Origin of the sequence: Bacillus mobilis (assembly GCF_001884045.1) — a bacterium.
GTDB lineage: Bacteria > Bacillota > Bacilli > Bacillales > Bacillaceae_G > Bacillus_A > Bacillus_A mobilis.
Genome location: NZ_MACF01000046.1, coordinates 577597 through 601344, shown reverse-complemented (window position 1 = coordinate 601344; position 23748 = coordinate 577597). Strand labels below are relative to the sequence as shown.

Annotated in this window: 25 protein-coding genes, 1 pseudogene and 1 riboswitch; of the genes and pseudogenes, 6 read left to right on the top strand and 20 right to left on the bottom strand. The window is 33.7% G+C overall.

What is annotated here, in order from left to right; translation table 11 throughout:
• Positions 1-41: 41 nt before the first annotated feature.
• The 7 genes from metQ to BAQ44_RS08155 form a co-directional block, all read right to left on the bottom strand.
• Positions 42-848: a methionine ABC transporter substrate-binding lipoprotein MetQ gene (gene metQ, locus BAQ44_RS08185; RefSeq protein WP_071721449.1), complete on the bottom strand. Its 807-nt coding sequence runs from the start codon at positions 846-848 to the stop codon at positions 42-44.
• Positions 849-1110: 262 nt separating this feature from the next.
• Positions 1111-1220, bottom strand: a riboswitch (SAM riboswitch).
• Between the two features lie 178 nt (positions 1221-1398).
• The gene (locus BAQ44_RS08180) at positions 1399-1626 is read right to left on the bottom strand and encodes a hypothetical protein (protein ID WP_071716246.1); all 228 of its coding nucleotides are present in this window, start codon (positions 1624-1626) and stop codon (positions 1399-1401) included.
• Positions 1627-1884: 258 nt separating this feature from the next.
• Complete coding sequence (locus BAQ44_RS08175) at positions 1885-2832, bottom strand: cation diffusion facilitator family transporter (RefSeq protein WP_063260652.1); 948 nt, start codon at positions 2830-2832, stop codon at positions 1885-1887.
• Between the two features lie 46 nt (positions 2833-2878).
• Complete coding sequence (locus BAQ44_RS08170; RefSeq protein WP_071721448.1) at positions 2879-3121, bottom strand: ferredoxin; 243 nt, start codon at positions 3119-3121, stop codon at positions 2879-2881.
• Between the two features lie 55 nt (positions 3122-3176).
• The gene (gene gpmA / locus BAQ44_RS08165; RefSeq protein WP_071721447.1) at positions 3177-3884 is read right to left on the bottom strand and encodes a 2,3-diphosphoglycerate-dependent phosphoglycerate mutase; all 708 of its coding nucleotides are present in this window, start codon (positions 3882-3884) and stop codon (positions 3177-3179) included.
• A gap of 66 nt (positions 3885-3950) precedes the next feature.
• Positions 3951-4325, bottom strand: a complete 375-nt coding sequence (locus BAQ44_RS08160) for an ArsR/SmtB family transcription factor (protein WP_061678136.1) — start codon at positions 4323-4325, stop codon at positions 3951-3953.
• Positions 4326-4512: 187 nt separating this feature from the next.
• Positions 4513-5577: a helix-turn-helix transcriptional regulator gene (locus tag BAQ44_RS08155; RefSeq protein WP_071721446.1), complete on the bottom strand. Its 1065-nt coding sequence runs from the start codon at positions 5575-5577 to the stop codon at positions 4513-4515.
• A 90-nt stretch (positions 5578-5667) separates the two neighbouring features.
• Between BAQ44_RS08155 and BAQ44_RS08150 the strand changes: the two genes are divergently transcribed.
• Complete coding sequence (locus BAQ44_RS08150; RefSeq protein ID WP_071721445.1) at positions 5668-6357, top strand: class I SAM-dependent methyltransferase; 690 nt, start codon at positions 5668-5670, stop codon at positions 6355-6357.
• 39 nt (positions 6358-6396) lie between these two features.
• Here the strand turns inward: BAQ44_RS08150 and BAQ44_RS08145 are convergent, their stop codons facing one another.
• The 6 genes from BAQ44_RS08145 to BAQ44_RS08120 all read right to left on the bottom strand — a co-directional run bounded on the left by BAQ44_RS08145 (position 6397) and on the right by BAQ44_RS08120 (position 12127).
• On the bottom strand, positions 6397-7215 hold the full coding sequence (locus BAQ44_RS08145; RefSeq protein WP_071721444.1) for an alpha/beta hydrolase: 819 nt from the start codon (positions 7213-7215) through the stop codon (positions 6397-6399).
• Between the two features lie 16 nt (positions 7216-7231).
• The gene (locus BAQ44_RS08140) at positions 7232-8053 is read right to left on the bottom strand and encodes an ABC transporter ATP-binding protein (RefSeq protein ID WP_071721443.1); all 822 of its coding nucleotides are present in this window, start codon (positions 8051-8053) and stop codon (positions 7232-7234) included.
• 14 nt (positions 8054-8067) lie between these two features.
• Positions 8068-9090 (bottom strand): FecCD family ABC transporter permease, encoded by a 1023-nt coding sequence (locus BAQ44_RS08135; RefSeq protein WP_071721442.1) that lies wholly within the window; start codon positions 9088-9090, stop codon positions 8068-8070.
• A complete protein-coding gene (locus tag BAQ44_RS08130) occupies positions 9083-10090 on the bottom strand; it encodes a FecCD family ABC transporter permease (protein WP_071721441.1) in 1008 nt (335 codons plus the stop codon). Before BAQ44_RS08130 ends, BAQ44_RS08135 begins: the two co-directional genes overlap by 8 nt.
• A 27-nt stretch (positions 10091-10117) precedes the next feature.
• On the bottom strand, positions 10118-11083 hold the full coding sequence (locus tag BAQ44_RS08125) for an iron-hydroxamate ABC transporter substrate-binding protein (protein WP_060631908.1): 966 nt from the start codon (positions 11081-11083) through the stop codon (positions 10118-10120).
• 285 nt (positions 11084-11368) lie between these two features.
• Entirely contained in the window at positions 11369-12127 is a 759-nt protein-coding gene (locus tag BAQ44_RS08120) for an exodeoxyribonuclease III (protein ID WP_071721440.1), read from the bottom strand.
• 154 nt (positions 12128-12281) lie between these two features.
• Between BAQ44_RS08120 and BAQ44_RS08115 the strand changes: the two genes are divergently transcribed.
• The 3 genes from BAQ44_RS08115 to BAQ44_RS08105 are packed head-to-tail and all read left to right on the top strand — an operon-like array spanning position 12282 to position 14297.
• Positions 12282-12878: a bifunctional transcriptional activator/DNA repair enzyme AdaA gene (locus tag BAQ44_RS08115; RefSeq protein ID WP_071721439.1), complete on the top strand. Its 597-nt coding sequence runs from the start codon at positions 12282-12284 to the stop codon at positions 12876-12878.
• On the top strand, positions 12859-13389 hold the full coding sequence (locus tag BAQ44_RS08110) for a methylated-DNA--[protein]-cysteine S-methyltransferase (protein WP_063260662.1): 531 nt from the start codon (positions 12859-12861) through the stop codon (positions 13387-13389). Before BAQ44_RS08115 ends, BAQ44_RS08110 begins: the two co-directional genes overlap by 20 nt.
• The gene (locus BAQ44_RS08105; protein WP_063260663.1) at positions 13386-14297 is read left to right on the top strand and encodes a DNA-3-methyladenine glycosylase family protein; all 912 of its coding nucleotides are present in this window, start codon (positions 13386-13388) and stop codon (positions 14295-14297) included. The genes BAQ44_RS08110 and BAQ44_RS08105 overlap by 4 nt, the downstream gene beginning before the upstream one ends.
• A gap of 37 nt (positions 14298-14334) precedes the next feature.
• Here the strand turns inward: BAQ44_RS08105 and pepT are convergent, their stop codons facing one another.
• Positions 14335-15567, bottom strand: a complete 1233-nt coding sequence (pepT, locus tag BAQ44_RS08100; protein ID WP_063260664.1) for a peptidase T — start codon at positions 15565-15567, stop codon at positions 14335-14337.
• Positions 15568-15759: 192 nt separating this feature from the next.
• Between pepT and BAQ44_RS08095 the strand changes: the two genes are divergently transcribed.
• Entirely contained in the window at positions 15760-16398 is a 639-nt protein-coding gene (locus tag BAQ44_RS08095; protein ID WP_071721438.1) for a YczE/YyaS/YitT family protein, read from the top strand.
• 92 nt (positions 16399-16490) lie between these two features.
• On the opposite strand, the gene BAQ44_RS08090 is transcribed toward BAQ44_RS08095, so the two are convergent.
• From BAQ44_RS08090 to BAQ44_RS08075, 4 genes and pseudogenes are all read right to left on the bottom strand, one after another.
• Complete coding sequence (locus tag BAQ44_RS08090) at positions 16491-16808, bottom strand: hypothetical protein (protein ID WP_063260665.1); 318 nt, start codon at positions 16806-16808, stop codon at positions 16491-16493.
• Between the two features lie 226 nt (positions 16809-17034).
• On the bottom strand, positions 17035-17643 hold the full coding sequence (locus BAQ44_RS08085) for a histidine phosphatase family protein (RefSeq protein WP_071721437.1): 609 nt from the start codon (positions 17641-17643) through the stop codon (positions 17035-17037).
• Positions 17644-17673: 30 nt separating this feature from the next.
• A pseudogene (locus BAQ44_RS08080) lies at positions 17674-18489 on the bottom strand (alpha/beta fold hydrolase).
• A 195-nt stretch (positions 18490-18684) separates the two neighbouring features.
• Positions 18685-19074, bottom strand: a complete 390-nt coding sequence (locus BAQ44_RS08075; RefSeq protein WP_071721436.1) for a VOC family protein — start codon at positions 19072-19074, stop codon at positions 18685-18687.
• 422 nt (positions 19075-19496) lie between these two features.
• Here BAQ44_RS08075 and BAQ44_RS08070 point away from each other — a divergent pair, with 422 nt between their 5' ends.
• Complete coding sequence (locus BAQ44_RS08070) at positions 19497-22217, top strand: sensor domain-containing phosphodiesterase (RefSeq protein WP_071721435.1); 2721 nt, start codon at positions 19497-19499, stop codon at positions 22215-22217.
• An 83-nt stretch (positions 22218-22300) separates the two neighbouring features.
• Here BAQ44_RS08070 and BAQ44_RS08065 read toward each other — a convergent pair whose 3' ends face one another.
• Complete coding sequence (locus BAQ44_RS08065) at positions 22301-23365, bottom strand: undecaprenyldiphospho-muramoylpentapeptide beta-N-acetylglucosaminyltransferase (protein WP_071721434.1); 1065 nt, start codon at positions 23363-23365, stop codon at positions 22301-22303.
• A gap of 48 nt (positions 23366-23413) precedes the next feature.
• Positions 23414-23734 carry a DUF6572 domain-containing protein gene (locus BAQ44_RS08060; RefSeq protein WP_071721433.1) on the bottom strand — a complete coding sequence of 107 codons (321 nt, stop codon included), beginning with the start codon at positions 23732-23734 and terminating at the stop codon, positions 23414-23416.
• Positions 23735-23748: the final 14 nt, after the last annotated feature.

The following is a 23748-nucleotide window of genomic DNA, read 5'->3' as shown; positions in this document are numbered from 1 at the left end:
AATACGTAGTTGTAAAAAACTCAATTCCTTAGTTTTCAAACTTATTCTTTTACAGGAATAACAGCACCGTTATATTCCTTATTAATAAAATCTTCAATTTCTTTCGAATGTAATACTTCTACAAGTGCTTTAATTTCTTTCTTATCTTTGTCACCTTTACGAACTGCAACTACGTTTACATATGGAGAATCCTTACCTTCAATCGCAATTGCATCTTTTCTTGGATTTAATTTTGCATCAATCGCATAGTTAGCATTAATTAAAATAGCATCACCTTCTTTATTTTTATACATTTGTGTTAATAAACCAGGCTCAATGTCTGTTTTGAATTTCAAATTTTTTGGATTTTCCGCAATATCTTTTACGGTTGCTTTTACAGGATCTATACCATCTTTAATTTTTAAAATACCTTCTTTTTGTAAAATCGCTAAACCACGTCCATGATCAGTAATTGCATTACTCATAATAATTGTTGCACCATCTGGAAGCTCTTTTAGATTTTTATATTTTTGAGAATATAAACCGATTGGTTCAATATGTATTTTTCCAGCTACTTCAAAATCATATTTTTTGTCTTTCATTTCTTTCTCTAGGTATGGAATACCTTGGAAATAGTTTGCATCTAATTCTTTATTTGCCAATGATTTATTTGGTAATACGTAATCTTGGAATTTTTTAATTTCTAGTTCCACACCTTTTTTCTCAAGTAATGGTTTTGCTTTTTCCAAAATAACTGCATGAGGTACATTAGAAGCACCAACAACAAGCTTATCTTCACTTTTTCCTCCACAAGCAGTTAAACCAAAAATTGCCGTTGTAATAAGTCCTGATAGTAATAGTTTTTTCATGTTGTAAACACCCTTCTTCTTTTATGTATTTATTTATTAATTCACGCTGTAACAAATCAATAATCCATTTTATTAGAACAACACTAGGACATGCACAAATTGGTTCATTGATTTTCACATCGTTATTCCTCCTGCACACGGACTGTATAAATCGCTCTATTTCCCCTCAGAATAGTCTTCACTCACAGTAGAACAACAAAAAACCTTTCTGCCCTTAGAATGAGCAGAAAGGTTTGTATGCATATATCGATACTATCCCTTTCTCTCATCTCTCAAAGCATTTGCTTTGCAGGAATTAGCACCATTTCAATGTAAAAATTGATGGTTGCTGGGTTTCATAGGGCACAGTCCCTCCACCTCTCTGGATAAGAGAAATCAGATTTAATTTTCATCTGATTCAAAATCTATTAAATTATCTATATTTTATGAATTGAATTTTATCAACATAAAATCGTTATGTCAATAATTGTTTATGAAAAAAACTTCAATCACAAATATAAAAGTCTCAATTCACACGTGTAAATTGAGACTTCTTTCTTCCTATATATAATTACTGCTGATCACATACTTTTGTATCATCCACTACTGAAGTTCCTTCAACGGTTACCGTATGAAAACAGTCATTTACACGAACTGTCACAACATTATCTTGCCGATCAATGATATGATATTCATTAAAATTTTTATTTAGAGCACTGCGAATTTGTTCTCCTTCATAAATTGGAATGCCATGTGATAAAACCCAAATAAGCCCAGCGATAGCAAGAATAGTTTTCATACGATCTACCTCCTTGAGAATATAGTGAACTTTTAATCCATGCTTTTTCAGCTCTACTAATCATGAATGGAATGAATCAAGCTTTTTGGAAATAAGTTCATTTCGTCTATTTTATGTTTATGCTAATTGTGACCGAATTGTGACAACTTTTTGTCTCTTTAGACGAAAAGTTGAAACAAAACGTTCAAAAAGGACAATTCTACTTGAACAAACAAAAGGCTATGGAGAAATTCTCCATAGCCTTTTGTTTGCATGTTACTAGACAATCATTTCATTATGTTTAATATTAAGTGTTTCAATTTGAATGGTAGCATGTTCAATATGGAACTCTTGCTTTAACATATTGATAATATTTTGAAGTACTTCTTGATCATCTTGCTTTTTATCAATCATTACATGGACGCTTAATGCATCTAATCCTGATGTAATTGTCCAAATATGAAGATCATGTAAATCACGTACACCTTCTACTCCTTTAATCGCTTGCTTCACTTTCTCTAGTTCAATTGCAACCGGTGTACCCTCCATAAGTATATGAATAGAATGTTTTGTTACGCCCCATGCACTCTTTAAAATTAATAAAGCTACAACTACTGAAATAATTGGATCTGCTATATACCATGAAAATAATGACATAAGTACACCAGCTACTAATGCGCCCACTGATCCTAAAGCATCCCCAAGAACATGTAAATACGCGCTGCGTAAATTCACATTATTTTTCACGTCACCTTGTCTCATAAGTGCCCATGCACTAATTAAATTTGCTAGTAAACCAATTGATGCGATTAACATCATTGGACCACTTGCTACAGTTGGCGGTTCAAAAAAACGATCAATTGCTTCCCATACGATAAGCCCTGCTACAACAAATAACGTAATACCATTAATTAGTGCCGCTAAAATTTCAAAACGATAATATCCATACGTTTTTGTAGAAGTAACTGTTCTAGCTGCTAATCCAATAGCAATTAAACTTAATAACAATGAACTTGTATCACTTAACATATGTCCTGAATCTGATAATAAAGCTAAACTATTTGTAACTAGTCCCCCGAAAAATTCAAGGAACATAATAGTTGCTGTAATGACTAAAGCTGTAATTAATCCTTTTCTATTTCCTTTCCTACTCTCCTCAAAATGATGATGTCCATGGGAATGCCCGTGAGCATGCCCATGATGTTGGTGACCGTGATGATGTCCCATATAAATGCCTCCTTTTAATTTTGTTTTGTCTTTCATAATTCCACTATTAAATTTTCACTTTATTTACAAATGGCTCTTTTCTTATCTGAATCGAACTTGTTGGACAGCCGTCACTTGCCGCCAACATTGCTTGCAAGAAAGTTTTTGGAATACCCATTATTCCTTGGTTGTTATCTAATACACCAAATGATTTTCCTCTTCCGTCTAATTGATATATATCAGGTGCTATAGAAATACATAGTCCACATGCCTCACAATTCTTTTTATTTACAACCGTATAATGTAGCAATTTAACTCACCTCCGTTACAAACATACAATACATAGGTAGGGTATATAAAAGTGTTTATTGTATACAAATTTCCCTATTTAAATAATAATGGCCTATCGGTTTTAAATCTTTATCCAATTCATAAACCAATGGTGTTCCTGTTGGAATGTTTAGATTTTCTATATCTTCATCTGAAATTTGATCTAAATGTTTTACTAAAGCACGTATTGTATTGCCATGGGCTGCTATAATTACTTGTTTACCACCTTTTACATTAGGGGCTATCTCTTCATTCCAATATGAAACAACTCGTTTTTCTGTATCTTCTAGATCTTCTGTAAGAGGAAACTCATACTCTTTTACATCTCTATATTTCGGATGTGCTGCTTCATATCTTTCGTCATCTTTTGTAAGTGCTGGTGGGCGTACATTTGTTGAACGTCTCCATAAGGTTACTTGTTCATCCCCATATTTTCTCGCTGTTTCTTCCTTATTTAATCCTTGAAGCGCACCGTAATGTCGCTCATTTAATTTCCATGTTTTATGAACAGGTATCCACATCAAATCCATTTCTTCGAGAGTAATCCATAAAGTACGCATCGCTCTTCGCAAAACAGATGTATATGCGATATCAAATGAGAAACCATTAGCTTTCAGCATTACTCCGGCTTCTCTTGCTTCTTCCAAACCTTTACTAGATAAATCAACATCCGTCCAACCTGTAAACCTATTTTCAACATTCCATTCACTTTGTCCGTGTCGTATTAAAACTAGCTTTACCATACTTATTATCTCCTCTCTTTTTAAAGTTGCATTTTCATAAAGAAGTATCTTTATGAAAATGCATAATTACATATCAAGATCTTTATGCTTCATTTCACTACTGTGACTAAACGCTAATTCAATTAATCCATTTACGTGGGAGTCATCTAATGAATAAAAAACAAGTTTCCCCTCTTTACGCTTTTTCGCCAATCCTATCGTTTGTAATAGTCTTAAGTGATGTGAAGCTGTTGCAATACTACTATGAATAATGCTTGCGACATCACGCACGCAAAGCTCTTTTTCCGTATACAACGCATAAGCAATTTTCAAACGTGTTTCATCTGCAAGCGCCTTAAACATTTTCGCTACACTACTTATATTTTCTTTCTCAAGCATGTCACTTGCATGTTTTACTTTCTTCTCATCATGATAACAAAGCTCGCAATGCTCTTCCTTCATATGTAACACCTCTTATTCAAATACATATTTGATTATGTATGTAGTATACAGTATAAACGAGAAACATTCAAATGTTTATTTGAATGTTTCTCGTTTATACTAAAAATCCCACTGATTATTAACCCGCAGCTATCCATCTTATGAGCTTTCCGATTGTTAATACCGAATAAATCAAACCGTTTTTCTTTTAGTATTCGTCCTGAGAAAAACAAAACTTTGTAAAGAGCTCCCATATAAGTTCGTTTCTACTGCATACTCCGACCTTTTCAAAAATTGACTTGAAATGATCCTGAACTGTATACGTAGAAATACACAATTCTTTTGCCACTTCTTTCGTTGACATCCCTCTAACAATTCCTACTATCACTTCTTTCTCTCTTTGAGACAAACAATAAGAATCTGCAAGAAGTGGAAAAACTTCTTCTGGCCGTGCACTTTCGAACAAAACCCTATATCCTGTATGACAACTACTATAGCCTTCTAGCCTGCTCGCACGAATAACCAAAAATTGCCCACACGTTAAACTTATACAGACTGTTGCTTCTTTATTAGTTTCATTCGCTTTTACTTGCGAACAAACTGCCCGTATCGGCCTCGGAATGTCATCTTCATTCAATTGTTCATATTTTCTAAAGTTGGATAACCATATGTATCCTGTTTCATCCCAATAATTTAGTCTAAGATTTTCATTTAATACAATCATGCCCCTTCCTACTACTTTTACTTGTTCTTCTGACCTGATTATAAAGGATGTTCTTAAAGTATCTCCTGCCAATAAACCAACCTTCGATAAATACTTACATTCATCATGCTGAAAAGATACTTTTGTCTTATCTCGAAACAAACTTAAATGTCCAAAACATTTTCCTTTACTCATACAAACCACTCTTACTTCATCTATAAAACCAGCTGGTTTTAAAATGTTTCGATACCTAGTACTTTTTATTGGGTTATCATTTGTGATAATACACATCGCACCAACATGAGGAGGATTTCGTGCTAAGTCTTTAAATTTGTTGTAATCATCCTCTAAAAATTCATTCATAAATAACTGCGAATGCAGTTGTTCAATTCTTCGATCTGTATATGCCCCGGTTGATAAAAATGTGCGCGGGTCTATAGCGGTAAAACAGGAAGCATCAAAAGGAATTACCTTTTTTAAAATATTTAAAAACTCTTTTTGAAATTGTCTAATTGATCTCTCACTTTTCATCAACACTGTTATTTCTTTCGTTGCCTGTTCATAAAGCATCTTGATTTCCCCCCAGATTTATGGGATTGTTTCCTCTAACCATTTCATTTCATAATAAAGTGAAACTTATTGTAAAGAGGAGGCTAAAAAATGAGCTGGAATGATCGTACTGTACATACATATGAACGAACAATTCCGTTGAAAATCCCTGGATATTTTACCCTTTATGAAATGGTGAACCATTTTTTATTTACGACACTCCCTAAAGAAAACATGAATCCAAATTTACTAGTTATAGGTGCTGGTGGTGGACAAGAAATTCTCTCAATAGGTAAACAAAATAGCAACTTATCTTTTACAGGTGTTGATCCATCTAAAAGCATGCTACAGTTAGCTAAAAAAAGAATTGAAAACGAAGGCATACAAAATCCAATTCACTTTGTACATGGAACTGTACATTCATTATTAACCAATTCATTATTTGACGCTGCTACTTGTATGCTTGTTCTTCACTTCATCTCAACTATGAAGGAGAAAAAAGAGTTACTTAATGAAATTAGTAGTCGCTTAAAGCCCGGTGCTCCATTCTTTCTCTCTTCAATAAATGGTATACCCCACACAAGTATGTTTTCTGCACAATTAAATGCTTGGCGCAACCATATGATGCAAAATCAAATTCCATTACAAGATTGGAACCGATTTGAAAATTCTTTTGAAACGGAAATATTCCCTATTCCCGAAACGAATCTTCTAACTATTATGGAGGAATGTAGCTTTACTCACATCACTCGCTTTTTCAGTAGCTTTTTAATTGATGGATACGTTGCCTTTAAACAATAATGAAAAAAGGTAAGCAATTGCTTACCTTTTTTCCATCTTCTATACGTGACTAATAAATCTTAATCCTTTACTTAAAGATGTGGGCACAACTGATGCATGATTCTCCCCTTCAGCCTCATAAAACGTAAATCTAAACTGATCGTGTTTTACTTGGAGAAGGCGCTCTGACAATTTGTTTGCTCCTAAAACCATATGCTCTCGTTCTAGTGACCCAACTGTAAGGAACACCCCCGTTTCAAACTTGGCACTATTCAATTCACTTATAAGGTTCTCTTCTTTTTCAAGCACAGATTGGTTATTCCACCAAATAGATGGACTACTAATAAAATAATTTTGAAAAGCATTTACGTTTGTAAATAGTATATGTAAAGCAAATAGACCACCTAGTGAATGCCCAAATAACGTTTGTTTTCCTTTATCAATCTCAAAATTCTTTTCAATTTGCGGCTTTAATTCTTCTTCAATAAAAGTAAAGAAATTATTTGCTCCTCCTGTTTTAGGCCACGGTTTACCGTCTGGTTTTAAAGGGGCATTTTTTGAAATTATGCTAGGAGTAAAATCATAGCATCTTTCTTCACCTGAAAATGCCCCTTCAATTGGATAACCAATACCTACTATAACGGCTGGTGAAACACCTGTTTTTTCTGCTCTAACTGCTTGTATTTTAACCGCTTCATGGAATGTTTGAAAAAAGGCATTGCCATCTAATACGTATATAACAGAATATCCTGACTCTGGCGCTGGTTGCCTCGGTTTTGAAATATGAATTTGATATTCCTTACCTTCTAATTTCGAATACATTTTCCACTGTTCTGTATTAGTTGTTATAATCTGCTGTTTTTCAATAGTAGTATTCATCTTATATCCCTCCCCCTTAACTCGTTACATATATTTCTACTTTCTCTTCTTGAGCGACAACACTATCGTACCCAAAACAAACGGGAGATCCATTATACGGATCAATCATGACACGCGCATCAATATGAAATACTTCTTTTAACACTTCATTTGTAATGATTTCTTCTGGGATACCAGTTGTAACGATTTCCCCTTCCTTCATTGCAATAATCTCATCTGAAAACCTTGCTGCATGGTTAATATCATGTAGTACCATTACAACTGTACAATTATGTTCTTTATTTAACTTCTCCACAATTTGCAATACATCTAATTGATGAGACATATCAAGATATGTCGTTGGTTCATCTAGTAGTAACACTTCTGTCTCTTGTGCTAAAGCCATCGCTAGCCATACCTTTTGCCTTTGACCACCTGATAAATTTGCAATTTGTCTCGTTCGAAATTCAGAAGTTTTCGTTATTTCTAATGCCCAATCAATCATTTCTTTATCTTTTGAAGTTAACTTATTTACGTTATTTCGATGTGGATAGCGTCCATAGGAAATTAACTCTTCTACTTTAAGCTCTCCTGGCGCAATTGGAGTTTGCGGAAGTAACGCTAACTGCTTCGCAATTTCTTTCGTTGGAATTGTATTTAAATCCTGTCCTTGTAAATATACTTTACCGCTCTTTTGCTTTAAAATTCTTCCCATCGTTTTTAACAGTGTGGATTTACCGCAGCCGTTTGGTCCTATAATTGTCGTTATTTTTCCTTCTTGTATTTCCACATTTAAATCGCGAAACACTGTAAGCTTTTCATAACTCGTTTCTAAATTTTTTGCACTTAAAATACTCACTTTTATTCCTCCTCTTACGCTTTCGCCTTATAAAGTAAATATAAGAAATACGGTACACCGACAATAGAAATAACGATTCCAACTGGTAACTCTACAGGTGTGAAGACTGTTTTTGCAATAAAGTCTGAAGCAATTACAAGGAACATTCCGATTACTCCGCACGTAGGAATGATATGCTTATGCTGAATACCGACAAGCCTTTTCGCTATATGCGGTGCCATTAGTCCAATGAAACCAATACTTCCTGAAACTGCAACACATGCGCTGACAAGTCCGATACTACTTAGTAGTAAAATAGATTTCTCTCTTTCTACTGAAACACCTAAACTTGTAATGCTCGTTTCTTCCAATTGAAATAAATCTAATAAATAAGCTTTCTTTTGTATAAGCGGAATTAATATGATAAGCCACGGCAACATTGCAATAATATACTTCCAGTTTGCATTATATATGCTTCCCGACACCCAAACTGCAGCCATCTCGAAATCAGTTGACTTCATTTTGAGTGATAGGTACATAGAAAACGCTCCAAATCCTGATCCAATTGCAATCCCTGTTAATAAAAGACGCTGCGAATCTAACTTACCGTTTTTCCAAGAAAACAGATAAATGATGATAGCTGCACCTAATCCACCAACTAAACCAAACATCGGCATCATCATAATAGAAACCCAGTCTGTGCTCTTTAATTGTCCTTGAAAGAAAAACATAAAGATGACGATTGCTGTTCCTGCCCCGGCATTTACTCCTAAAATACCTGGGTCTGCCAATCCATTTCTCGTAATCCCTTGAATAACAGCACCTGCAACGCCTAGGCCTAATCCTACTAATCCAGCAATTACGATGCGCGGAAGACGAAACTCAAAAATAACTAAATCATGGTCTGGTACTGGATCTATTCTAAAGAGTGTTTTAAATACATCTTTAATCGTAATATCAAACGTACCATTCGTTAAACTAATATAAATAGCACATAATATTAAAAATATAATAATCCCCATCGTCATTACGAAACGTTGACTTGAACTTTTAAGCATGTCTCTCTCCTCCTCTTGTACGGATTAAATAAAGGAAGAAAGGAATTCCAATTAGGGAGGTAACGACTCCAATTGGTGTTTCAAATGGATAGTTTACAAATCTACTCAAAACGTCACATAATGCTAAGAAGACGCCACCAATAACACCTGCACATGGCAAAATCCACTTATAATCTACCCCAATTATAAAGCGAGTAATGTGCGGAATAATTAAACCTACAAAACCTACTTTCCCGACTAAAGCAACTGCTGTCCCTGTTAAGAAAATAACTGATAAAATTGCCATCGCTTTAACTAGTTTTGTACGTTGCCCTAAATTAATAGAAACTTCTTCGCCTAAAGAAAGAATCGTAATAGATTTTGATATTAACAGTGCTAAAATGATTCCAATTATCCCAAACGGTATCGTAATCTTAATGACATTAGGGTCCACTTGATCTAACTTTGCATTAAACCAAAAACTAACATTTTGAGAAATTTGGAAATACGAAGCCATCGCGGCCGATACACTGCTTAAAAATGTTCCGATAACTGTTCCGATAATCGCTAACCTAACTGGCGATAAGCCATTTTGAAGGAGCGAACCAAAACCAAACACGATACCTGCCCCTAGTGCAGAACCAATCATTGAACATACAACCATGCCTATTGATGACATTCCCGGAAGAAAAATCATACAAAGTGTAATAACAAAGGCTGCCCCATCCGTCACACCCATAATAGAAGGGGATGCAAGATAGTTTCTTGTCATCCCCTGCATAAGTGCTCCTGATATAGCTAGAAATGCTCCGACTAAAAGAGCTGCAACTACCCTTGGTAAACGTGAAGTAATAATAATATTATGATTTACATCGCTTGAATCAAAATGAAATAATGCGTTCCACACTGTTTCAGCATCAATACTTTTCGCCCCATACAAAATAGAAAGTATAACTGTAAATAAGATGAGTATGGGTGCTATACATAATATGGTTACTGGCACTGCATTTGTTTTCTGCATATCATTCAACGCACCTTACTTATTGTATTATTTAGATAAATTTTTCACTGCTTCTTTTAAGAATGCTGTTTTACTCCAAGCTGTACCACCTTGTGCCATTGGATCCACAACGTTTACAAATACTTTCTTTTCCTTCGCAGCATTCATACTTTGCCAAATTGGATTCTTTTCAATTTCTTCTAGTACTTTCGGATTTTTATTTTCAGTTGTCTCATATTGTAAGAAAATATAATCCGGGTTAAGCTCAGCAAGTTTTTCAAACGAAATTTTCTCTTGTGCTTTTACAGTTTTCAGTTGTTCTGGAGCAGTTAATCCAAGATCTTTATAAATTACAGGGTTGAAATATACTCCTTCTGGATATAGGAATAATTCGTTTGCTCTTAGTCTAATGACAAGTACTTTTTTGTCTTTTAACTTATCTCCTAGTTTTGCTTTTGCTTTTTCAGCATCTGCATTGTAATCTTTAATAATTTTTTCTGCTTTATCTTTTTTACCAGTTAATTCTCCCATTAACTTTAAGTTATCTTCCCAATTTGTTGAAACGTGTGATACCGGGAATGTAGGCGCTACTTTCGTAAATTTTTCAGCTGTTTCTGCTGGGAATTTCGTACTTGATGTAATAACATCTGGTTTTAATTGAAGTAATGTTTCAAAATTCGGCTCCATTTTCTCACCAACAGATTTCGCACCCTCTAAATCTTTCTCAAGATACTTCGGTAATTTACCACCTACAGTAATAGCACCTACTGGTTTAATTCCAAGTACTGCCGCATCTTCCATTGACTCTAAACTAGCTGTTGCAATTTTATCTACTTTTGCTGGCACTGTATATTCTTTACCTAAATATGTAATTTTTCGTTTTTCGTCTTTTTTCGTTTCCGTAGCTTTTGTCTGTTGCTTTTGCTCTCCTGAAGTCTTATCCGCACTATTGCATGCTGCTAACCCTACACTTAAAACTGTAACCATCCCTAATGTAAATAACTTCTTGTTCATCTTTATATATCTCCTCTCGAATTTTCAATAAAAAATTAACTATATGAAACTTGTCTTACACATATATTTCATTAGATTAATAATTCTAGCCAGAACTCATTCTCGTTCACTTCCCCTAAACTATAATTCTTTTACACCTCATCCACTGATAACCTTTATACTGATAATGATTATCGTTACTAAGTATATATTTAATATGAAATAATTTCAAGAATGATTTGAAAAATTTTAACAAACTGAATCAAAAAAGAAGTATCTCCTATTATCAGGAAGATACTTCTTTTTTTAGAAATTTACATGTAATTCAACTGGACAATGGTCTGATCCCATTACTTCACTATTAATTTTCGCCTCTGTTATTTGGTCTTTCATTCTTTTGGAAACAACAAAATAATCTAAACGCCATCCAATATTTTTTGCTCTCGCTCCCATACGATACGACCACCATGAGTATGCGCCTTCCTGATCAGGATACAGATAACGATATGTATCAATAAATCCTTCTTCTAAAATACGTGTGAATTTCTCTCGTTCCTCATCAGAAAATCCAGGATTTTTACGATTACTTTTTGGATTTTTTAAATCGATTTCTTTATGAGCAACGTTTAAATCACCGCAAAAAACAACTGGTTTCTTCTCATCTAACCGTTTTATATACGCCCGGAAATCATCTTCCCATTTCATTCTGTAATCTAATCGTTCTAATCCACGTTTTGAATTTGGTGTATATAACGTTATCATATAAAAACCTTCGAATTCTACAGTAATAACTCGGCCTTCTTGATCATGCTCTTCGATGCCTAAACCGTATGTAACAGAAAGCGGTTCTTTTTTCGTGAAAATAGCCGTTCCTGAATAGCCTTTTTTCACAGCATAATTCCAGTATGTATAATATCCCTCTGGATTTAAATCAATTTGCCCATCTTGTAGTTTAATCTCTTGTAAACAAAATATATCAGCATTTGCTTCCTCAAGATATTCTAAAAATCCACCTTTTGCGATAACTGCTCGCAAACCATTTACATTCCACGAAATTAACTTCACCTATAGTCCTCCTCTTGATGTTTATTTCCAAATTTCATGCTATCACAAAATAGAAAAACAATCATATCTTCATCTTTGTAATCTTGCTCTTACATTTGTGAATACATACATACGCACTTTATTCAGGTTATACTAATTTCAGAGGTGATGTTCTTTGCACAATGAAGGAGTTACGTTAACAAATGAGCATTGGCAAGCAATTATTCATAATGATTCTTCCTATGATAGCAAATTCTTTTATGCTGTGAAATCAACCGGAATCTTTTGCCGGCCTTCATGCAAATCAAGAATACCGAATAGAAACAATGTACGAATTTTTCATCATGCAGAGCAAGCATTAAGTGAAAACTTTCGCCCGTGCAAACGTTGTAAGCCAAATGGGCTCACTTTACCTAATGAAGAGTGGATAGAACAAATTAAAAATTATATTGAAAAACACTTCGATGAATTATTAACTCTCGACATACTTGCAGAAATGTGTCATGGTAGCCCATTTCATTTACAACGTACTTTCAAAAAAACAACAGGAATAAGTCCAATAGAATATATACTACAATTCAGGATTGTTAAAGCAGCAGAACAGCTATTACAAACAAATCAATCCATTAAAGAAATTAGTACTGCTGTCGGGATAGAAAACCCCGAGTATTTCGCAACTTTATTTAAAAAGAAAACTGGATTTACTCCTACTGAATATCGAAAAAAGAACGAAATGAAAGAAGGATATAATAATGAATTCCAACAAAAATAAATTTATTTATTGGACGCTACTTACACATAAAAATTGGCAATTTCATATTGCTGCAACAGAAAATGGGCTATGCTTCATTGGATCACAAGATGAAAATTTTGAAGAACTAAATATATGGGCTAGAAAAAAATTGCCACAATATATATTGGCCTGTAATCCAAATTATCTGCAATCATATGCGAAAGAAGTTACCGAGTATTTAGAAAGTAAACGAGAAACTTTTACATTCCCTATCGATGCTTACGGAACTGATTTTCAATTATCTGTTTGGAATACGGTACGTGAAATTCCTTATGGGAAAACATATTCTTATTCAGAAATTGCTGAAAGAATGCAAAAGCCTACGGCTGTACGTGCTGTTGCTACCGCTATTGCTGCCAACCCTCTTCTCATTACGATTCCTTGCCATCGTGTTATTGGAAAGAATGGTAAATTAACCGGATTTAGAGGTGGATTAGCAATGAAGAAAGAATTACTTACATTAGAAAAGTCGCAGGTAAAATGCATATGACAGCAGAACATACTAGCGCATTAACTTTAGTAGTTCCAACAGAATTTAGTTTCCAAGAAAATTTACGCTATCTATCGCGCTCTAACAATGAATGTATGTTCCACATTGAAGATAACAAAATTTATAAAGTGATCCCTGTTCAGGATGTAAATCCTTTGGTGGAAATTAGTATGAATATGGATGGACATATCCAAATACGTTTTTTAGAAGAATTATATACATCTGAAGAATCGATATGCGAAGCTGTAGCTCACTATGTGAAAGAGTGGTTTGATTTAACTACTGATTTAGCTCCCTTTTATACATTAGCTAAACATGATGTACTCCTTCAAAGACCAATTGAACAATATTATGGCCTTCGCACTTTAGGTATTCCAGACTTATTTGAAGCACTTTCCTGGGGAATTATCGGTCAGCAAATTAACCTCACATATGCTTATACACTAAAAAGAAGATTAGTCGAACACTTTGGAAGTTATGTAGAGTGGAATGATAGAAAACATTGGATATTCCCTTCTCCTGAAACAATTGCCAATTTACACGTAGAGGATCTCAAAAACTTAAAAATGACGACTAGAAAATGTGAATATATAATCGGTATTGCAAAGCTTATTACAGAAGGAAAACTATCAAAAGAAGCTTTACTGCAAATACAAGACGTGAAACAAGCTGAAAAGCAATTAACTGCTATACATGGTATAGGGCCGTGGACTGCCAACTATGTTTTAATGCGCTGTTTACGATTTCCTTCCGCTTTTCCGATTGACGATGTTGGTTTGCATAATGCAATTAAATATATAACAGGTTCTGAAAGTAAACCGACTAAACGTGAAATAAAAGATTTTGCGGTAAATTGGACCAACTGGGAGTCTTACGCAACTTTTTATTTGTGGCGGATATTATACTAAAAAACCAAGTAGCGCATCCGCACTACTTGGTTCTTTTTTAAGCTTGTTCTTCGAATCGTCTTGCGATTTCCACAATAACTTGAACAGCTTTTTCCATCGTATCCACCGAAACATATTCAAATTTACCGTGATAGTTTTCACCACCTGTGAAAATATTCGGCGTTGGTAATCCCATATACGATAATTGTGATCCATCTGTTCCACCACGAATCGGATGAATGTTTGGTTCGATATTTAAGCTTTTCATCGCTTCATATGCAATATCAACAATTTCTCTCACTGGTTCAATTTTTTCAAGCATGTTATAGTATTGATCATTCATTTCTAAAACGACTGCATCTTGTCCATACTTCTCTTGCATTTGCTTCACAATATTTTCAACGTTATGTTTACGCGTCTCAAAATTTTCACGATCAAAATCTCGAATAATATAATACGCTTTACTTTGTTCAACATCACCATTTAATGAAAGTAAATGATAGAATCCTTCATAGCCTTCTGTATATTCTGGTGCCTCTTCTACTGGTAAATGCCCATTAAACTCCATAGCAAGTTTAGTTGCGTTACGCATTTTATTTTTCGCTGTTCCAGGATGTGTATTCGTTCCGTTAAACGTTAACTTAGCACCTGCAGCATTAAAGCTTTCATACTCTAAACCACCTAATGGCCCTCCATCCATCGTATAAGCACATGATGCACCAAACGCTTCTACATCAAAATGCGCTGGCCCACGACCGATTTCTTCATCCGGCGTAAATGCTACTCTTATTTTCCCATGTTTAATTTGCGGATTATGTATTAAATAGTTCATTGCAACCATAATTTCAGTCAGACCTGCTTTATCATCTGCTCCTAGAAGTGTCGTACCATCTGTTGTAATAATCGTATGTCCTTTATATGATGGTAACTCTGGGAACTGTTCTGGCGTTAACACAACATTTAGCTCTTCATTTAACGTAATCGCATTGCCATCAAAATTTTCATGAATTTGTGGTTTTACGTTTTTCCCAGTAAAGTCTGTTGCCGTATCTAAATGTGCTAAAAAGCCGATTACTGGAACATCCTTATCCGTATTAGCAGGAAGTGTTGCCATTACATACCCATTATCATCCATAGTTACTTCTGTTAACCCAATCTCTTTTAACTCGTCCAATAATAACTTACCAAACTCAATTTGTCCTGGTGTTGTTGGTACTGTATGACTTTCTTCATTTGATTGTGTGTCAATCTTTACATATCTCGTAAATCTTTCAATAAGTTCTTGTTTCAAATTCATTCACTCCCTTTTATATTTCTTTCTCTATTATAATCCTTGAGACAAAATATTTTAACTTTTTTGACTGTGAATATATATTTCATTTGTATTTTAGAAATTATAAATAACAGCTAAAAAGTCGTAATATTTGTACATTAAAACTCTTACATGTAATATACATAATTATACAATATGGGAGGTTTAAAGATGAGGCTAACTCTCTTTCGCTATTTTCTTTTTTTCTTAGGATTAATTTTTTTCGGCCTTGGAAATGCTCTTGCAGTCAAAGTTAAATTTCTCGGTTTACATCCTTGGGAAGTTTTAAACATGGCTCTCTACCAAAGGTTTGGATTGACGATTGGTACGTGGAGTGTCATATGTGGATTATGTCTCGTTCTCATTTCTTTACTAGTAGATCGAAAATATATAAATGTGGGTACATTTTTAAATGCACTACTTATCGGTCCCATTATGGACTTTTTCTTACAATCAAATATCCTTCCAAACGCTAGTGATTTTTTATGGATAAACTTACTCATTTTATTTGCTGGTATCGCAATTACAGGTATCGGGGGAGGGATGTACGTTGCGGCTGGAATTGGTGCTGGACCTCGCGATGGATTCATGCTTACTATTTCCGACAAAACAGGGCTGTCTATTAGCCATGCTAGAATTATAGTAGAATGTGTTGTACTAGTTATTGGATTTATGCTAGGAGGTCCTGTTTTCATCGTAACTTTTCTGTACACCTTTATTCAAAGTCCAATCTTTCAACAATCATTTAAGATGTTTCAAACACTTTTACATACTTTACATAGCAAAAAGAACATTAGTGAACATATTTAAAGTACAGCTTAATCCAAATAAATTCACCCTATTTACGATTCTCACCGCAAATAGGGTGTTTCTTTTTTCATCCCACGGTTTAAGAATATATACTATTTATTCACAATAAAAGTATATACATCATCATAAATACAACCGTTTACTCTAACAACATACTTCCCCGGTTTACTAAAACGAATTGTGTATTTATTTAGCTGAATTGCTTCTTTATCCCCAGAAAGAACATCAATACTTCTACCACTCAATACATAAAATTCACTTTGATTCATCGTTACATCAATTGCATTGAAGTTTTCTTCTTTCACCGGCTGTATTTCTGCAGCGCTTACACTTGGTTCTAAAAACAGTAGTCCACTTAATCCAATCGTCCCCGCTAAAGCAACTCCCGCAAACTTTTTAATCTTTTTCATCACAATGCCCTCCTTATAAATTTTGTGTAAAGGTGATTTTCTCCTTTACACCACAAAGCCTATATGTAATGAAATGAAAAGTAAACGGGGACCGTAAGACAAAATTCTACATCTTTTTCTCCAATTGAATATAAATCCAGCGTTTGGAGTTTTGTCACATTAAAAATTGTTTACTTAAACCAACTTCCAATTATATTATTCAGAAACTGAATAATTACTTATTGATTTAAGATTCTAAAAATAGTTGATAAAGATTCTTTCTATCTCCTATCCATAATCTTTCTACATTCATTAATTGCTCATCCTTCAATTCCAACCTATATATGTCAGGCTTTGATGTCTGCATTAAAAATTCAAACCCGTATTGATTATCAAAGTAATTCATCATTAAAGTCATTACAAGCCCATGCGTACCAATTATAATTTTTTGCCCTTGAAAATCCATTAATATTTCCTTTAACACTTTCACCACCCGTCTCTGACAATCCTTATATGACTCTCCTTCCGTTAGTGTAAAATCGTGATTTGCGAACATTTTCTTTACAAGTGGATATACCTCTTTATCTGATAAAATCTGATCCTCATTTGAAAACATACACTCTTTGAGATTTTCATATACTACTATTTCTTTTTCATAGAAATCAGCTGCTTTTTCTATCGTTAACATAGCCCGATTATAGGGACTGGAAATAAAAGTATCAATCCTCTCCTCTTTTAATATGTCAGTTACTCGACAGGCTTCCATATGTCCCTTCTCAGTTAACCCACGCGTTCTTTCATTTCCCTCTAATTTTGGTGATTCACCATGTCTAACCATATAGATATATGTACTCATAATTCCTCCTCGAAAATATTCATTCGTCTTTTATAAACTTTGTTGATTTGTTCGTCTAATCCACTCGCCTACTAAACTCTCGAATACTTCAGGTTGTTCAATTTGTAAATTATGCCCTGCCATATCTAACACCGTTAATGTCGCTCTTGGATAATCATCAATAATTCCTATAATATCTTGATAACCTACCGATATATCTTGTCTTCCGGCTAGTAAAAGAACGGGTTTCTCATATTTCATATGATGAAAATTCATAGTAAGAGAGTAATTCTGTTGCAACCTTTCAATAAATTCATAATTAGCAATATCTAGTCCCGGCTTAATCTCCTCTTTAAATCTCGTATATGTATATTCATTCGCGACTACTGCTAACTCGCAAAACTCTTCTCTATCAGTGGAAGTTAGTGTATTTAAAAACTCCTTATCTTGTACAGTTACCTGTTTATTCGGGCGATCCCTTTTTTCTTGCTCCGCTACAACAACAGGACATACCAATAGTAATCCGGTTACTCTTTCAAACAGCTTTGTGAGTATGCCTCTGGCTAAATATCCGCCATAGGACTCCCCTACTAATAAAAAGTTTTTCGTTGGAATAATTTCTTAAATACATGCAAGTAACAGTTCTAACATATGATCTGAACTATGTATCCAATCTGGAGCATTCGATTTCCCCCTGCCAGGTAAATCAATATATATTCTTTGGTGACCTTTATATTTTTGAAATACTGATTCCATGCATATCTTCATTAACCTATGATCAGGTGCACAGCCATGTATAATAATGACTGGTTTTCCTTCGCCAATGATTTCATAATATATTTCCGCATCCTTAATCCGGCATATCATAAAAAAAGCCCCCCTAGTGTTCTCTTCATCTTTACAGACATTCCTCTCAAACCAACAGGAATACATGTTCTCATTTTATAATTTTCAGAATAGAATTTCAAATTATAAATAAAAGAGCTTTCCATGAGTGTATCCCCTCAAAAGAAAGCCCTCTTACGTATTTCCTCCTACTTGAACTTCAAGCATCATTACCCATTATTCCTCTAGTTTCATCAACACAATTCTCCAACCATCTGGATCCTCTATCGTTATCCCCTTGTCTTTCCAGTATGGGTTTTCAGGTTCGACTTCATTATATCCCAATGCATGCAGCCTTTTACTCATTTTTTTCATTTCACTATCTTCACTCATATAAAATACGAGTAAATTATCTTTTGTCGGAGCTGGGCATGGGCTCCCATCTATATGTCTTGTAAATTCTAAATGATATTCTTCATCTGGGAGTCCAAACATGACCCCATCATAACCTTCATGATCGTAGAATTCACCTATACGTTTTAATCCTAATCCTTTTTCATAGAATTCTATAACCTTTTCAAACTGATCAGTTGGACGTGCTATTCGAAATTTCACCCAATTCTTCATGCTTTTCCTCCCATACTAAAAATTTCATACATGCTTACGTATTATTGTATATACGTAACCTCTTTTTGAAATCCCTCATTAGTATGAGAATAAATACATACAAAAGTTTAGTTCATACTTTATAATGAAAATATTTTATATAAAATTGAATGTATTATCTTTATGCAATTATGCATATTCACTTGCGAAATATTAAAAAACCTATAGAATCCAAAGGATGACTAAATATACAATTCCCATTTAAAATCTTGATGAAGTACATATTATTAAAAACAACACTTTTTTAATTTTAAGAAGTATTACACTTTTTAACACTTTCCTTATAAACATGATTTTTATAAGGAAATCTGATACAATTCTTAAATAATATTATTATGTATAGATATTACGAATATAGTGCATAATTAAAGAAGGTGATTTTATTGAAATTAAATAAAAATTTACAACTATATATATTAATTGGAACATTAATATGCTATTCAATCTATTTTATATTTTTTTATCTGTTCCCTACTCATTTTTCAAATTCGGATGTACGCTTCGCTTCACTTATCGTTGAAGCCATTACATTTGTATCGCTCATTTACTCTATATATTCTAAAAAAGTTAGTTCAAATCCATTTTGGATATGTATCACAATAGCAATCGGTAGCTTTTTATTAGGGAAAATAGTATACACATATGAGGATAGCTTCTTCGAAATTCCAATACATCGATTTACTATTTCTGATGTATTTTACATGTTTTTCTTATTTTTCTGTCTTATCGCTTTCTGTTATAAAATTTTAAAAGAATGCGATAAATGGGAAAAAGCGTTCTTTATTTGTGATATATGCATTGTACTTACTTCCATATTCACATTGGAGTGGTATTTATTTAATCAGCCAAATTTAAATATATTCTCTCTTTCACTAGGAGATGTTTTCCTTTCATTTCTATACCCAATTGCAGATTTATTATTTCTTCTACTAGGCGTTAGTCTCTTTTTCCGTCCGACAATTTTTAATTCCAAACGGAAGATTTATATCTTTATTTTTGTATTAATAAGTTCTGCAACTTTTAACTATATTTATTTTTACTTAAATAATCATTTATCAACTGAAACGATAACATTATTACGTCTTTTATATAGAATACCTATATTACTTATTGCAATAGCTGGTTCTATTTCAGATGATTATAATAGCACTAAAAATTACTTTATTGTACACCCTAAACTAGGAAAAAAAGTTTTAGTTGTATTCCCCTATCTTGCCGTTACAATACTAATCGGGTTTACACTAAAAGAACAAACAGCATCTTCAACTCTCATTACAGGAAATTGTATTACTTTTATTTTCGTACTCATTCGTCATTCTATTGTACGTATGCAAAACAATTCCCTAACAAAACATTTACAGGCATTTAATGCTCAACTAGAAGAAAAAGTGACTTTACGAACTTCTGATTTAGTTTATAAATCAGAGGCTCTATCTCAGAAACAACAAAAATTCAAATCACTATATGAATATCATCCTGATCCTATTTTTACGATTGATTTGAATGGAATCTTCTTAAATGTAAATAAAGCTGGAAGTATGTTACTGGGAGCACCAACGAATGAGTTACTCGGTGAAACTTGTTTTTCGATTATTTTAGATGAAGATAAACATAAACTAGCATCTGCATTAGAAAAAGTGAAACAACAAGAATCGGCATCCTTACAACTCAGTTCTCAATATAAAGATGGCTTTACTTATTTTTTATACGTTACCATCGTCCCTATTATGATAGACGGGCAAATTTCAGGAAGCTATATAATGGTGAAAGATATTACTGCACTAAAAAAACAGCAAGAAGAAATAAAATATTTAGCATTCCATGATACTGTAACGAAAATTGGGAACCGTGCCTTTTTCCATAAGAAATTAAAAAGAGTTATAAAAAATGCTAGAACAACAGACAGTGAGTTCGCATTATTATATTTAGATTTAGATCGCTTTAAAGCAATTAACGATACACTGGGACATTCGTCAGGAGATTACATATTAGAAGAAGTAGCAAAGCGATTCCAATCCTGTCTTCCATCACATACTCATCTGTCAAGAATCGGTGGCGATGAATTTACAATTTTAATTGAAAACTATACTGACGAAGATTCCTTATTCCAATTATGTAACCGGTTATTTGAATGCATGGAAAAGCCGTTTGTCATACATGAGCATACATTAACTTTATCACTAAGTATCGGCATCGCAATTTATCCACATTCCGGAATCGATACCGCTACACTTCTGAAAAACGCTAATGTTGCAATGTATGATGCAAAGGCAAAAGAGCTTAACTCTGTCTCTATTTATGACGATGTAATCGCTAAAAAAATTGAAAGACGATTACGATTAGAAAAAGATTTACCAAACGCAATACAAAATGAAGAATTATTCCTTTTATACCAACCTCAAGTTGATAGTGAATCTAATAAAATTATTGGTGCAGAGGCTTTAATCAGGTGGAATCATCCTGAATTAGGCGTTATTTCTCCATACGAGTTTATTCCGATTGCAGAAGAAACACTACAAATTATTCCAATAGGAAAATGGACATTAGAGCAAGCTTGCGAGCAAATGAAACGTTGGCATGCACTCGGATATTCACATTTAAAAATAGGTGTAAATTTATCTGCTAAAGAATTTGAACAAGAGGATTTTGTAAAGTCTATTTCTTCTACTTTAGCAAATACAGGTTTACCAGCAAGTTCTCTCGATCTTGAGTTAACAGAGCGAATTGCAATGATGGATGAACGAGAAACATTGATAAAATTGCGCACACTAAAAAGTTTAGGGATTCACATTTCAATCGACGACTTTGGTACAGGCTATTCTTCGCTAGCTTACTTACCTTTATATCCAATCGATACGTTAAAAATCCCAAGAGAATTTATTACAATGTCTGAAACATGTGACGATGGAATGGAAATTATTAAAACAATCATCACATTAGCAAATACATTAGGAATGTCTGTCATTGCTGAAGGGGTAGAAACGAAAGAACACGTGGATTTCCTTCAAAAAAATAAATGTCAGTTTATTCAAGGTTACTATTACAGTAAACCTATTCATACTAATGCATTTACTGAGCTATTAGAAAGTGGGATTCACCCATAATAGGATAAGTAATAATGAATTTGAACAACTATAGTAAAAAGGAAAGAAGATACCTTCTTTCCTTTTTACTATTTAAATTTCTATTACTGCACCACTTCATTTATTATATCTATTAATTGATGAATCCCCTCATCATTTGTTTTCGTATAGCCAGTCATGTTTTGAATATATCTCTCCTTATTTGCATACAACTTATTTACTGCATGTATGAATACATTCATACTTACTTTGTCTTGGAGTATAACTTCTGCATATCCTTGCCGAGAAAAATATTCAGCATTTAAAACTTGATCTCCCCTACTGGAACTGTTAGTTAGCGGGATAAGCAACATTGGTTTCTTCAAGAATAGCAATTCAGAAATAGCAGTAGAACCCGCTCTCGAAACTACAACACTCGCCATATTTAGTATATGTGGCAACTCTTCCCCTATATATTCAAATTGCATATAACCTTCCATACCAATAGATGAATCCACCTTCCCTTTACCGCACATATGAACAATATTAAAATTTAATAGTAATGTTTCCAAACTTTCCCTTACCATATTATTTATCCATTGAGCACCTTGACTCCCACCCATAATTAACAATACTGGTTTATCTTGCTGAAATTTACAATAGCTTCTTCCCCGCAATACGTTGCCCCTCTCAATTTCTTCCCTTACAATTGGTCCTACATAAACCTTCTTCTCATTACTTACATTTTCTCCTGTCTGAGGAAATGTTGTGCATAGTTTTGTAGTAAAAGGTAATGCTATTTTATTTGCTAATCCTAACGTACTATCTGGTTCACGTATTATTACGGGTACTTTATTCATCCACGCTCCTATTACTACAGGAACGGACACAAATCCTCCTGCCGAAAAAATAACATCTGGTTTTATTCGTTTCATCAATTTATAACTTTGTATGCAACCTTTTATTATTTTAAAAGGATCTTTAAAGTTCTCCCAATCCCAATATCTCCTAAGCTTTCCCGTTGAAATACTATTGTATTTCACATTTTGAACTAATAGTTTTTCAATTCCATTTTGAGATCCAATATACTCAACTCCCCATCCTTTTTCCATAAATTTAGGAATCAATACCATATTAATCATTACGTGTCCAGCTGTACCGCCCCCAGTAAAGAGAATCTTTTTATTCATAATTTATATCCACCTTTATCATTAAAAATCTTGTTTTATACTTATCTATTAAATGTAAGTAAACTTACTATTATTTATATAAACATTTAACTCAAATCCTATATCTTGCAAAAAATCTTTAACGAGACCATAAAAATCATTTCCATACTCACTACATTCATACTGAGCAAAGACTTGAATTACCGCCCTAGTTCCTGTACCTATTACTGGACTTTTCCTATCACCCTTTTTACCTTCCACATAAGCTCGACATTTATTTATCGCCTCATAGAGGCACAAAACATGCTCTTCCTCATCTTTCCAGTTCAGCGTATCAACAATTAAAAGAAATAGCGTATTTTGATTATCTATTGTTTTATAGCCATTCATATATTTCTTACACC